The organism is Aquidulcibacter paucihalophilus, from assembly GCF_002105465.1.
GTDB lineage: Bacteria > Pseudomonadota > Alphaproteobacteria > Caulobacterales > Aquidulcibacteraceae > Aquidulcibacter > Aquidulcibacter paucihalophilus.
The window spans coordinates 27,705-40,015 of sequence record NZ_NCSQ01000156.1 but is presented as its reverse complement, the minus strand read 5'-3'; the positions used below and the strand labels follow the sequence as shown (position 1 = coordinate 40,015).

The following is a 12,311-nucleotide window of genomic DNA, read 5'->3' as shown; positions in this document are numbered from 1 at the left end:
ACAACCCTGTGGCAAAGGGTATATCCGGATGAAGGGGTGAAAGTCCTTTGGACAAGCAAAGACTCGCAGCAGCGACCGTGCTGATTTACGATCCAGTGCGCGGCAATATGCTGATGACACGTTCTGTGTTGCACGGGATTGGGTTCCGCCGCATCGAGGGGATGACCTCTTTGCGCGAATTGACCCGTCGTCTTCGCGATGTCGATATCTCGCTTTTGGTCATTGAAGCCACCGAAAACCACTCTGAAGTGGTCGAGTTGTTGCGCGCCCAGCGTTTGGGTGAATTGGGCGTTAATCCCTTCATTCCTGTGATTGCGACCCTGTGGGCGGGCTCTACCGACTTTGTGGCAGATTTGATGAATGTGGGCTGTGACGATGTGTTGTTGCGCCCATTCTCGCAGATCCAAACCTTAGAGCGGGTGCGGGCCATCATCTCTGCACGCAAACAATTTGTCGTGACGTCTGACTATGTTGGGCCTGACCGGGGCCGCTCTTCCAGCAATCAAATGGCCCCAGAGACCTTCGATCCGCCCAATACGCTGCGTGACCGCGTTTTGATGAGCAATTTTGATCCGGTGACGCAGTCTGAAATTCTCGCGACAGCGCGCCGTAAAGTTGACCAAGATCGCTTGGCAAAACTTGCCCGTCGTATCGCAATGGCCGCTGAAGTGATTATCCAGGCGCAAGGGCGTGGGGATGCAAATGCGGGCTTTGTGGTGGATTTGCTGGAAAGCTCGGCTGAACTTGTGCGGGCTGCAAAACGTCTCGACATCGACGAAGTGCAAGAAATTGCGATGGTGCTGGAGAATGTGGCAGCCCGTACCAGCGCGCCTGGCCCAGAACGCGTCGAAAATGCCAATCTAACACGACAGCTGGCGCTCGCGCTCTATGTGGCCTATGCAGTTGAGGGCGGAGAGGCGTTCAAGGCGGAATTGGAGACGACTTTGGACAAGGTTCGCGGTCGTTTGGATAAGGCAAAAGAGCGCGCAAAGCGCCGTCATACGCTGGCGCTGTCGTTGGTCTCTTGAAGTTCGGCCTCGAAAGAGCGACATAGCAGCCGTCTGCGCCTCAGTTTGCGCGCCATCTCGTCACCTTTAGGCTCGTTTCATGTTCATCCAAGCTATTCTCATTCTTCACCTGCTGATCTGTTTGGCCCTTATTGGGGCCATTTTATTGCAGCGCTCGGAAGGCGGTGGCGCTTTGGGTATGGGTGGCGGCCCATCGTCCATGATGTCTGGCCGTTCGGCGGCTAACTTTATGACACGCACGACGACCTTGCTGGGTGCGGCCTTTTTGGTCACCAGTGTGACTCTGACCATTATGAACAAGTCTGCGACCAAGCCTGCTGATTCCCTGATGCAAGATGGGCTCACCAAGGATGGCTTGCCCACGAAAGGCATCGACCTCTCGGTACCGGCAGCACCTGCAAACGCACTTGCCCCAGTTCCTTCGGCACCTGCAGGGGGCATTCCTGCTTCTGCACCAACAGCGGCAGAGCCTGCACCACTCTTCCCGGCCGCGCCAACCAACGCTGCAGCTCCAGCAGAGAAAAAATAAGCGGCTAACCCCCATTTCTTTCCAGTTGCGCCTCTTCCCTTTTGCAGGCGTTGCGGATTAGAACGACCTCCCATGACCCGATATGTGTTCATCACTGGGGGCGTGGTTTCCTCGCTCGGAAAAGGCATTGCATCAGCCGCGTTAGGCGCGCTGCTGCAAGCTCGTGGCTATAAAGTGAGGCTGCGCAAACTCGATCCCTATCTCAATGTCGATCCCGGCACGATGAGCCCCTATCAACATGGCGAAGTCTTTGTGACCGATGACGGCGCGGAGACCGACTTGGATCTGGGCCATTATGAGCGCTTTACTGGTGTTTCTGCAGCTAAAGCAGACAATATCACGACCGGGCGCATCTATCAGGAGATTATCGCCAAAGAGCGCAAGGGGGAGTTTTTGGGCGCGACCATCCAAGTCATCCCCCATGTCACCAATGCGATCAAAGACTTCGTCTTGTCTGATGCGGGGGACGCTGATTTTGTCTTGTGCGAGATTGGCGGCACGGTTGGTGACATTGAAGGCTTGCCCTTTTTTGAAGCGATCCGTCAGCTTGGCCAGCAATTAGAGCCCCAGCAAGCTGTTTATATTCATCTCACTTTGCTGCCTTATATCCATACGGCCGGGGAAATGAAGACCAAGCCGACCCAGCACAGTGTGAAGGAATTGCGCTCCATCGGTATTCAGCCCGACATTTTGATTTGTCGCTGTGACCGTCCGATCCCAGAAGAAGAAAAGCGCAAGATCGCGCTCTTCACGAATGTCCGCGCGAGCGCTGTCATCCAGGCACTTGATTCTGCGCATATTTATGAAGTGCCGATGGACTATCATGCCGAAGGCTTGGACCGCGAAGTTTTGCGCCGTTTTGGCATTGTCGACGCGCCCGAGCCTGATTTGTCGAAGTGGCAGGCGATTTCAAGACGCCTGCGCGCGCCCGATGGCGATGTGACCATTGCGGTTGTCGGCAAATATACCGCCATGAAGGACGCCTATAAGTCTTTGATTGAGGCTCTCCATCACGGCGGACTCGCCAATGATGTGAAGGTTAATATCAATTGGGTTGATGCGCGCGCCTTTGATGCCGATCAAGACATGCTAACCGCAGAGTTGGAAGGGGTTGATGCCATTCTGGTTCCTGGCGCTTTTGGCGACTCAGGGGCGGAGGGGAAAATTAAAGCCGTCCAATTTGCGCGCGAGCGCCAGATCCCGTTCTTTGGTATTTGCTTTGGCATGCAGATGGCGTGTGTTGAGGCTGCTCGTAATCTGGCCGGCATCTCCCAGGCCTCCTCCAGTGAGTTTGGTCCCACCTCTGAACCTGTCGTGGGCTTGATGACGGAATGGGTGAAGGGCAATGAGCGTCAAGTGCGCGGGGAAGAAACGGACCTTGGTGGCACCATGCGGCTAGGAGCTTATCCTGCGGTGTTGAAGCCAGATTCAGTCGTGTCTCAGGCCTATGGTGGTGCACTCAGCATCCAAGAACGCCACCGTCACCGCTATGAGGTCAATATGGCTTACCGGGAGATTCTTGAGTCGCACGGCCTTATTTTCTCAGGCGTCTCTCCCGATGGCGTCTTGCCGGAGATTGTTGAACGGGCAGACCATCCTTGGTTTGTTGGCGTGCAATATCACCCCGAGCTCAAGTCTCGGCCATTTGAACCCCATCCTTTATTCGCAGACTTTGTGCGGGCGGCTTTGGTGCAGAGCCGGTTGGTCTAGGCCTGCAGATGCCATCTTGTCGAAAGCGCATGGTCAGATAGGGTTGCCTCCATACAACCGCAACATATGTCTGGGCGGCTTTTTGTTGGGGGGGTGTTTTGAAGAGATTTGCATTTTTGGCGCTTGCAAGCGCAATGGTGTTAGCAGGATGTGTAACGCCCTACCAGCCTGTGCCTTTTGATCGGACCGCGACACCTGTTTCCAAGATTGCCGTGGTAGAGAATACACTGCCGCTCGAAGTCGGCACGCAAAAACTGGCAACAAATGGTGCCAATATGATGTCGGCGGCCTCAAGTGCAGGTTTGGCAGGCTTGTTGGTTGGGGCGGTCGCGGCAGGCGTGGAAGCTGGCATTGAATCGGGTCAACGTGAACGCATTCAGAAGGCGCTGGCCACGCAAAACTTCAATGGCGAGGCCATTTTTGATGCGGCTCTCGAAGAGGCTCTAAAGCAACAAGACTATCGCGTTTCAACCATCGCCATTCCACGCAGCAAGAGCCGTGAGTTGGTTGTTGTTCCCGCCAATGACGCGGCGGAACCGGGGTCTGCTGTTTTGGACACCCTGGGCTTCAATTATGGCTATCAGCTGGTTGGTAATTCGACACAATGGCGTCCCTTCGTCACGCTGCACGTGCGAATGGTGGATCACAAAGACCCAAAGAAAATTCTTTTGGACAATAAAATCACCTATAATCCGGTGGTTAAGTCGGATGTTACGGTGTCAATCCCGGTTGACGAGGCCTTTGCGTTTCAAAAAATTGACGACTTAGAGGCAAACCCTACCAAAGCTGCCGAAGGCTTAGAGGCCGCGCTTCGAGCAACGGCAAAAGCAACAGCCGATCTGTTACGGTGACCTGATGAACCAGATGCGCTTTTCATCGATCGCCCTTTTGCTTGCCGGTTTGGTGGCTGGGTGCGCCACAACTCCGCCGCCGCCGCCGCCGCAAGCCGTCTCCGAGATTACGGGCAAGACCTGTACTGACACGCCAGACTTGACCAAGGCAATCGCCATGACGCCCAAGCGGAAGGCCCAATGGCACGCGATTGCGACAACTATTGACGGGATGTCGCCTTGTCTGAACTTGGACGGCAAGCCCAGCAATTATGTGGTCTATGCACTGCCCTCCGCACCCTCGAACCATACGTTGACGATTGGTGGCCTTTATGAGGCCTTTCGAATCCTTGGGCCTTTGGTAACCGTCCTCAATGCAGATGGGCAGCCGATCCGCTCCTTCCCGGCAGAGCGATTTGCGAATGTGGGTTCAACCTTTGGTGTCCAGTTTCGGCCCAGCGATGAAGGGCGTTTTGTCTTGGTGCAAACCAATCCGCAGACAGCGGGGATCGAAGTAAAGGCGTTTGAGACACAACTCGTCACCCAAACCAATTACTCTTATAATCCTTACACCTACGGCAGTAGTTCCTACCAGACACAATATGGTCGGGAAGGGGCGACGGTTCGCAAATTCTCGCACGAGGGCGTCGTTTCGGTGACAATTCAGGCTGTGGCTGGCAAGATCGGGCTGCCAAACGAAAAATAGGGTAGTTGGCCGCTGGCCGCTTGATCACAAAAAGTTGAACTCCCTAATTTGTTAGGGCAAGACCGAATTCGCTTTACATCCACGCTTGCAGCCTTATGGTTGTGTGATTGAGATGGGGCATGTGATGTCGAGCTTTAAGGTTGAACGTTTGCACGATTGGGAATGGGGTCTTCGGGCGGCTTTGCGGCTGATCTGGAGCCATCGGTTGGTTTTGGTGGCGCTCGCGCTGATGTTCGTTGTTTTTCATTTCGCTTCGGCACAGCTTGAAGGCGTGATGGCAATCCAAGTCCCGGTTCAACTTCCACATAACGGCACAATCGACCTACAGGACATCCTGCGTACCCTGATCGCAGCCGCCTTATCGGTGACGATCCTAACGATGTTTCTGAAGTCTGTTGGGGTAGATACAAGTTGGCGAACCCGGGCGCTCGCCGCCTTCGGGATCATGGCGTTTGACTTTTGTGCTTATCTGGCATTTTCGCTCCTGATTTTCAGCAAAGATGCGGTAGAGCATCCGGCCCTGGACGTCATGATTCTTCTGACGGCTTTCGCGGCTGGGATCGCATTTGTGAACTATGTCTTCTGCTTGGGCGTTCAAATCCTCGTTGAAGGCAAAGTGAATCTCTCACGTGCCTATCAGGGCGTTGCGCATCGAGAATGGCGCCTTTGGCTGTCCATAGCTTTTGTGATGGTGATCATGCTAACTATGATTTGGTTGGCCAATGGGATGGAAACCATCAGCGAAAGTTATGCCCCCTCAAAATCCATCTGGCCTTACCTAGAAGGCATCATGGATTCGGTGCTAAGCGTCGTTTTGACGGCAGCCGCAGCCGCACTTAGCATGATCTGGTTCCTCCATCCCCGTGTTCGGTCTCCAGAGGAATCGACCACGTGGGAAGTGCCGGGCTTACCGCAGGCGCAGTAAGCGCGGATAAGTTCCTTTCCCACTGGCATAGTGTCTTGCATTTGGGGAAGAGCGCGCGTAGATACGCGCTTCAGTTTTACTGGCGGCTCTTCTCGGGGCCGCCTTATCTTTTGAAATGGAACCTGCACCATGGCAGTGCCTAAGCGCAAAACTACTCCTTCTCGTCGCGGTATGCGTCGTTCGCACGATGCGTTGGGCGTGAATTCCTATGTCGAAGACAAGGATTCGGGCGAACTGCGTCGTCCACACCATATCGACCTGAAAACCGGCATGTATCGTGGCCGTCAGGTTCTGACGCCGAAGGAAGACTAAGTCTCCTTCGCCTTTTCTTGTGGAAAAGCCCTGCCATTTGGCGGGGCTTTTTTGTTTCGTTTGAATGTCCGCTCGACATCGGTTCAGCACTTGCTAAATCTGCCTGCGCACGAATTTGCGGGGGAATGATCATGCGAGTTTATTCGGGACTTATTGGGCTGGCTTGTGTGTTGGCAGGCCCTGCGTGGGCAGATGCACCAAAGCCTGTTGAGGCACTCGATCTCTTCCGCCTTGAACAGCCCCTCGATCCGCAATTAGCCCCCGATGGCAAGCAAGTAGCGGTTCTGCGTCAGACGCGCGACATACAGACCGATCGGGTGATGACAGAGCTTTGGCTGGTACCCATTCCAGGCGCCGGTGCAGGGGAGGGGCGCCGCCTGTTGGTTGGGGCAGACCGGGGTCCATCTACCGCTCGTTGGTCGCCAGATGGCGCAACGATTGCCTTTATCGGTAAGGATGGCGCCAAATCGCAGATCTTTTTGCTCGATGTAAAAGAAGGCATTGCAAGACCGCTCACCACGCTCAAATTCCCACCGAGCTCTCTATCTTGGTCGCCAGATGGCAAGAAAATCGCCTTTATCAATCTGGTCGAAGAAAAGCCTGCAGCCATTTATAATCTGCCAGAAAAGCCAGAGGGGGCAACTTGGGCGGCCCCGGCACGTGTGGTGCGCAACTTCCCCTATCGTACCGACTCAGAAGGTTGGCTTACGCCCGGTGATTATCAGGTTTTTACCCTGGATGTGGCCAGTGGCGCGCTGACGCAAATCACCAGCGGTAAGGGGGATTGGGGCCGTGAAGATGCGCGCCCTGCCTGGACACCCGATGGTGAGTTCATCTTGGTTAGCGGCAACCCTGCACCAGATGCGCACGTAAAGCCTGTGCAGTCTGACCTTTATGCGTGGCCCGCCGCGGGCGGCGGCAAACCTCGCCAACTCACCGCCGATGATGGCTTTGAAAACAGCCCTGCAGTCAGTCCAGATGGCAAGACTTTGGCCTATGTCGGCTGGCGCAACCGGCAAACCTCGTTTCAGCGCACCGATGTGTTCGTGGCTTCCATGCCAGCGACTGGTCTGGCTACAGGAGCACGCAATCTCACCCTCAAGCTCGACCGTCCAGCCAGCCAGATTACGTGGCGCAAGGATGGAAAGGGCGTAAGTTTCCTCTATCAAGATGTTGGCATCAGCCGCGTCGGCTTTGCTGCCTTGGACGGGCAGGTGAGCGTTGCAACCCCTGAAGTCGGCAATACGCGCCTGTTGTTGCCGTCGTCGGGTGGCAGTTATACAACCGATGGCACAAAGACTCTCTATCCAAGTGTTGAGGCCGACCGCCCCGCCGCGCTTGCCCTTTGGTCGCAAGGCAAAGAAACCATTCTGTGGGATATGAATGCCGCGTGGCGGGCTGGTAAAGCGATTGGAAGGCTGGAGGAAATCTGGACCCCGTCTTCAGCCGATGGTCGCAAAGTTCATGGCTGGATCCTGTATCCGCCCAATTTTGACCCCAATAAGAAATATCCACTCGCCTTGGATATTCATGGCGGTCCTCATACGGATTACGGCCCCTTATTCTCCATCACCCATCAGCTTTATGCGGCGGCGGGCTATGTGACTTTGTTCACCAATCCTCGCGGCTCGATTGGCTATGGCGAAGAGTTCGCGAACCTGATCAATCTTTGCTATCCCTGCCAAGACCATGATGATCTGATGAGCAGTGTCGATGCGGTGGTTGCGCGCGGATTCATCGACACCAATCGCCTCTATATCGGTGGCGGCTCTGGCGGTGGTGTCTTGTCCTCATGGGCCATTGGCAAGACCAACCGCTTTGCAGCAGCCTCGGTCAAGCGCCCAGTGATCAATTGGGCGACGGAAGCCTTGACCAGCGACATCGGCGCGGTGATCGGCAGTTATTGGTTTGACAAAATGCCTTGGGAACAGCCCGAGAAATATTGGGCCCGCTCGCCCTTATCTTTGGTTGGCAACGTCCGGACGCCAACTTTAATCATCACGGGGGAAAGCGATTATCGCACGCCCATGAGTGAGAGCGAGCAATATTTCCAAGCCCTTCAATTACAAGGCGTGGAAAGCGCCTTGGTTCGCTTGCCAGAAGCCGGCCACGGCTTTGGCCGCCCAAGCCAATGGCTGGCAGCAATTTTGAGCACCATTGGCTGGTATGACAGCCATACGAAAAAAGCCGAGTAAGGGGCTAGCGCAATTTCCTCCCCGCCGAAACACAGGCGCGCAAAGCGGGGAACCCATGGGCCTAGGCGGCAGGAAATCCCCGATTGGTTGATACTATCGGGGATAACGTCGCACGGACGGGAAACGCCAGAAAGCGTCAGACCTCCCAGCCCTAAATGATCCCCTTCGCGCGCAGGCCTTCAATTTGGGCGTCACTCAACCCGAGGAGGCTTTTGAGTTCGGCTTGCGTATCTGCGCCGAGTGCCGGGGGTGCGCGACGGGCACGTGGGGGCGTGACGCTCATTTTGATTGGATTGGCAACGGTGGGGATGGGGGTACCATCAGGGCGCGTCAGGTCTTGTTGCATCTGCCGGGCAACCACCTGGGGGTCTTGGAACACTTGATCAATCGTGTTGATCGGCCCGCAGGGCACACCGGCTTGTTCTAAAAGGTCAATCCAGCCAGCGGTGGTCCTGCCTGCCATGATGGGCAAGAGGCTCGCGATCAGGTTGTCGCGATTGGCGACGCGTTTGGCATTGGTCTGAAAGCGCGGGTCGCGGGCTAAATCGGGCTGGCCTGCTGCCGCACAAAATTGTTGCCACTGGCCATCATTGCCAACCGCCAGCACGATGTGGCCATCGGCACTGGGGAAGACTTGATAGGGGGCAATATTGGGATGGGCATTGCCCAGACGTTTGGGTGCGTGGCCTGACACGAGATAATTGGCCGCTTGATTGGCCAAGACAGCCGTCTGGCAATCGAGCAAAGCCATATCAATATGCTGGCCTTGCCCTGTGGCTTGGGCATGGCGCAGGGCTGCGAGAATGGCGATGGTGGCATAAAGCCCGGTAAATAGGTCTGCCACGGCTACGCCGACTTTCAATGGTTCAGCCCCCGGCGTGCCGTCGGCTTGGCCCGTCACACTCATGAGGCCACCCGCAGCTTGGACCAAATAATCATAGCCTGCACGCGGTGCATAAGGGCCCGTCTGACCAAAGCCTGTAATCGAACAATAGACTAATTTCGGGTTGAGCTTGGCGACGCTGTCATAATCCAAGCCATACTTGGCTAGGCCACCGGTTTTGAAATTCTCAACCAATACATCATGATGTGGGATCAAAGCGCGCAAAATCTCGCTCCCCTCTGGCGTCGTGAAGTCTAGGGTGAGGGAGGCCTTATTGCGATTGGCGCACGTATAATAGGCTGCATCGCTTTGGCCACCTTGCGCATCGGTTAGAAATGGTGGGCCCCAGCTGCGCGTATCATCGCCGACGCCGGGCTTTTCGATCTTCAAAATCTCAGCCCCCAAATCCCCCAAAGTCTGCGTTGCCCAAGGGCCCGCCAAAACGCGGGATAGATCCAGCACCCGAACCCCTGCTAAAGCAGATGGCAAAGCGGGTGACGTAGGGGCCTGCTGTGTTTTTGGCATGGGTCGCGTTCTTTTCATTTGCTTCTTTGAAAAGATATATCATTGTCTGGCTTGCCGATACTAGTGCAGCCTAGGGGGGAGTCGCGCTTCATGACAGAGAGTGGTCAACAAGATCAAGCTAAGCCAGCCAAACCAGTCAATGAGTTTGTGGTCGGGTGGCCGATCCTTTTGGCATCCATTGTTGGCGTCTACGCGTCTTTGGCGACTTTACCCTTTTATGCGGTGCAGAATCTGTTTGGCCCCCTTAAGGAGGCCTTTGGCTGGAGCCGGACGGAAGTATCTCTGGCCATAACCCTGATGGGCGTGGGCAATCTTTTGTCATCCTATTTGGCCGGAGCAGTGACAGACCGGTTTGGGTCGCGCCCGGTCGCCTTGGTCTCGGGGCTTTTGTTGGCCCTGTGCTTATTCCTTTTGACCCTGAATGACGGCAATCTGCAGCAATTCTGGCTGACCTATTTTATCATGACGATTGTGGCGGCGGGGACTTTGCCTTTGACCTATACCCGCACCATCAATCAGTGGTTTGATAAGTCGCGCGGGCTTGCGCTGGGGCTAACGCTTTTGGGCACATCCTTTGGCGCGATCACCCTGCCCATTTTCTATAAAATGGGCATTGACGCCTTTGGCTGGAAGGGTGTTTTTTATGTGGCGCTGGGCATCGTGTTGGTGTTGTGGCTGCCCATCTTCCTGACACTCTTTAAAGATCGCAGCGCCACCCATCAGGCACAAACCGCCCTGACCGCGACCGGTATGACGCTGGGCGAATCGGCCCGAACCGCCACATTTTGGAAAATGGGCATCGCCTTTTTCTTTGTGACCTTCGCGATGAGTGGCATCGCGGTCCATATCGTTGCCATGATGAAGGACAATGGTCTCTCAGCCGCACAGGCAGCCAGCATTGCCAGTTTGATTGGCGTTTCCATTCTGATTGCGCGTTTGGTGGTTGGCTATTTGATCGACAAATTCCATGCACCCCCGATTGCAGCGGCCTGTTTTGCGATCCCAGCCATTGGCTGTTACCTCCTGATGGGGGGTGGACATGGACCGGCAGTGGTGGCGGTTATTCTGGTTGGGGTTGCGTTGGGGGCCGAGCTTGACTTGATCGCCTTCTTTACCAGCCGCTATTTCGGCATGAAGCATTACGGCAAGATTTATGGCTGGCAATATGTCTTCTATACGCTGGGCGCGGGCATCAGCCCGCTGGCGTTCGGGGTCGTATATGACCGTTTGGGCTCTTACGATTTGGTCTTAATTGTATCGTCTGTCGGATTGGTTTTAGCTGGCTTTTTGATGTTGAGCTTGCCGAAATATCAGCGGACCGAAGCCAAAGAGGCCTAGGCCCTGTTTGCCAAGGCTTTGGCGAATACGGCCTCAAACATCTCTGTTGTCAGCCGCCCTGTATTGGTATTGTAGCGGCTACAATGATAGCTGTCATAGATGGCCTTATCGCCAATCTGATGCACGGCGCCATGAGCAAAGGGGTAGGCGGACGGCTTGCCGCCCAAAGCCCGCACGGTTGCATCATGGCTGATCTTGCCGAGGCAGATGAGGCTGGTGAGTTTGGGCAGGGCGGCAATATGTGCCTTTAAGAAAGGCGCACATTGGGCGATTTCTGAAGGCTCTGGCTTATTGGCAGGGGGCGCACATTGGACCGCATTGGTGATCATCACGCCCTGCAAACTCAGCCCATCGTTGGCATCGGCGGCATAGGTGCCGCGCGACAACCCAAAACGGGCAAGGGTTTGATATAAAAGATCGCCTGCCCAATCGCCCGTAAAGGGCCGACCTGTCCGGTTGGCCCCCGTCCGACCTGGAGCTAGGCCCACAATCAACAGCCATGCGCTCTTGTCCCCGAAAGCAGGGGCTGGGCCATTATACCAATCGGGGTTTTCGAGGCGATTGGCAGCCCGATACGCGACCAATCTTGGGCAGAGCGGGCAGTCGCGCGTGGGTTGTTGCACAGCCGAGCTGCCCGCAGCCAATTAGGCTTCTGTCTCGCCTTCGAACTCGTCATCCATGCCTTCGAGTTCATCATCAAAATCATCAATGAACTCATCGCCATCAACAGCACGGCCAGGGCGCAGATTGCCACGCGCATTGTCAAAACCATCTGGACGTGGTGGACGGCCGATCAAGGCCGACAAATCGGCCAGATCGATGAAGGTATCGGCTTGGCGACGAAGCTCATCGGCAATCATGGGGGGCTGGGTCTTAATCGAGGACACGACCGAAACGCGGGGGCCGCGGCGCTGCACCGCTTCGATCAAGACGCGGAAGTCACCGTCGCCCGAGAACAACACAATATGATCGACATGGGGCGCAAGCTCCATCATGTCGACCGCGATCTCAATATCCATGTCACCCTTGACGCGACGACGGCCAAGCGTGTCGGTGAATTCTTTCGCGGGCTTGGTGATGACGTTGAAGCCATTATAGTCCAGCCAGTCAGCCAAGGGTCGCACGGGGCTATATTCGACATCCTCTAGAATGGCGGTGTAATAGCTGGCGCGAACGAGACGACCGCGCTTCTTGAACTCTTCAAGGAGCTTGCGATAATCTACGTCAAAACCCAAGGTGCGCGCTGCTGCGTAGAAATTTGCACCATCGATAAACAGAGCGATTCGCTCATTGGGATAAAAAGTCATAGTGACGCGGCCTTCCTCTGAAC

General features: G+C 55.4%; 12 protein-coding genes. 9 read left to right on the top strand and 3 right to left on the bottom strand.

All coding sequences use genetic code 11. The features are described 5' to 3' along the window. The first annotated feature begins 47 nt into the window (after window positions 1-47). From B7364_RS11075 to B7364_RS11040, 8 genes are all read left to right on the top strand, one after another. A complete protein-coding gene (locus B7364_RS11075) occupies window positions 48-1,028 on the top strand; it encodes a response regulator (protein ID WP_157893651.1) in 981 nt (326 codons plus the stop codon). A gap of 79 nt (window positions 1,029-1,107) precedes the next feature. Then, a complete protein-coding gene (gene secG, locus B7364_RS11070; RefSeq protein WP_198534210.1) occupies window positions 1,108-1,557 on the top strand; it encodes a preprotein translocase subunit SecG in 450 nt (149 codons plus the stop codon). A gap of 72 nt (window positions 1,558-1,629) precedes the next feature. Then, window positions 1,630-3,267, top strand: coding sequence for a CTP synthase (locus B7364_RS11065; protein ID WP_085340094.1), 1,638 nt, complete (start codon window positions 1,630-1,632; stop codon window positions 3,265-3,267). Between the two features lie 98 nt (window positions 3,268-3,365). After that, entirely contained in the window at window positions 3,366-4,118 is a 753-nt protein-coding gene (locus B7364_RS11060; protein WP_157893650.1) for a hypothetical protein, read from the top strand. 4 nt (window positions 4,119-4,122) lie between these two features. After that, window positions 4,123-4,803: a hypothetical protein gene (locus tag B7364_RS11055; RefSeq protein ID WP_085340092.1), complete on the top strand. Its 681-nt coding sequence runs from the start codon at window positions 4,123-4,125 to the stop codon at window positions 4,801-4,803. 124 nt (window positions 4,804-4,927) lie between these two features. Next, window positions 4,928-5,728, top strand: coding sequence for a hypothetical protein (locus B7364_RS11050; RefSeq protein WP_157893649.1), 801 nt, complete (start codon window positions 4,928-4,930; stop codon window positions 5,726-5,728). A 129-nt stretch (window positions 5,729-5,857) separates the two neighbouring features. Beyond that, entirely contained in the window at window positions 5,858-6,040 is a 183-nt protein-coding gene (gene rpmF, locus B7364_RS11045) for a 50S ribosomal protein L32 (protein ID WP_085340090.1), read from the top strand. Between the two features lie 131 nt (window positions 6,041-6,171). Next, window positions 6,172-8,235, top strand: coding sequence for a S9 family peptidase (locus B7364_RS11040; RefSeq protein WP_198534207.1), 2,064 nt, complete (start codon window positions 6,172-6,174; stop codon window positions 8,233-8,235). A gap of 151 nt (window positions 8,236-8,386) precedes the next feature. Here the strand turns inward: B7364_RS11040 and B7364_RS11035 are convergent, their stop codons facing one another. Then, a complete protein-coding gene (locus B7364_RS11035; RefSeq protein WP_085340088.1) occupies window positions 8,387-9,643 on the bottom strand; it encodes a CaiB/BaiF CoA transferase family protein in 1,257 nt (418 codons plus the stop codon). A 90-nt stretch (window positions 9,644-9,733) separates the two neighbouring features. Between B7364_RS11035 and B7364_RS11030 the strand changes: the two genes are divergently transcribed. Further along, complete coding sequence (locus B7364_RS11030; protein ID WP_085340087.1) at window positions 9,734-10,981, top strand: MFS transporter; 1,248 nt, start codon at window positions 9,734-9,736, stop codon at window positions 10,979-10,981. Here the strand turns inward: B7364_RS11030 and B7364_RS11025 are convergent. Beyond that, window positions 10,978-11,625, bottom strand: coding sequence for a uracil-DNA glycosylase (locus B7364_RS11025; RefSeq protein WP_085340086.1), 648 nt, complete (start codon window positions 11,623-11,625; stop codon window positions 10,978-10,980). The two genes, B7364_RS11030 and B7364_RS11025, sit on opposite strands and share 4 nt — an antisense overlap. Further along, window positions 11,626-12,288, bottom strand: coding sequence for a LabA-like NYN domain-containing protein (locus tag B7364_RS11020; protein WP_085340085.1), 663 nt, complete (start codon window positions 12,286-12,288; stop codon window positions 11,626-11,628). Window positions 12,289-12,311 lie beyond the last annotated feature (23 nt).

Excerpts from the sequence above, each read along its gene's own strand:
- secG (WP_198534210.1), top strand. The coding sequence starts at position 1,108 with ATGTTCATCCAAGCTATTCTCATTCTTCACCTGCTGATCTGTTTGGCC.
- B7364_RS11065 (WP_085340094.1), top strand. The coding sequence starts at position 1,630 with ATGACCCGATATGTGTTCATCACTGGGGGCGTGGTTTCCTCGCTCGGA.
- B7364_RS11055 (WP_085340092.1), top strand. The coding sequence starts at position 4,123 with ATGAACCAGATGCGCTTTTCATCGATCGCCCTTTTGCTTGCCGGTTTG.
- B7364_RS11050 (WP_157893649.1), top strand. The coding sequence starts at position 4,928 with ATGTCGAGCTTTAAGGTTGAACGTTTGCACGATTGGGAATGGGGTCTT.
- rpmF (WP_085340090.1), top strand. The coding sequence starts at position 5,858 with ATGGCAGTGCCTAAGCGCAAAACTACTCCTTCTCGTCGCGGTATGCGT.
- B7364_RS11040 (WP_198534207.1), top strand. The coding sequence starts at position 6,172 with ATGCGAGTTTATTCGGGACTTATTGGGCTGGCTTGTGTGTTGGCAGGC.
- B7364_RS11035 (WP_085340088.1), bottom strand. The coding sequence starts at position 9,643 with ATGCCAAAAACACAGCAGGCCCCTACGTCACCCGCTTTGCCATCTGCT.
- B7364_RS11030 (WP_085340087.1), top strand. The coding sequence starts at position 9,734 with ATGACAGAGAGTGGTCAACAAGATCAAGCTAAGCCAGCCAAACCAGTC.
- B7364_RS11020 (WP_085340085.1), bottom strand. The coding sequence starts at position 12,288 with ATGACTTTTTATCCCAATGAGCGAATCGCTCTGTTTATCGATGGTGCA.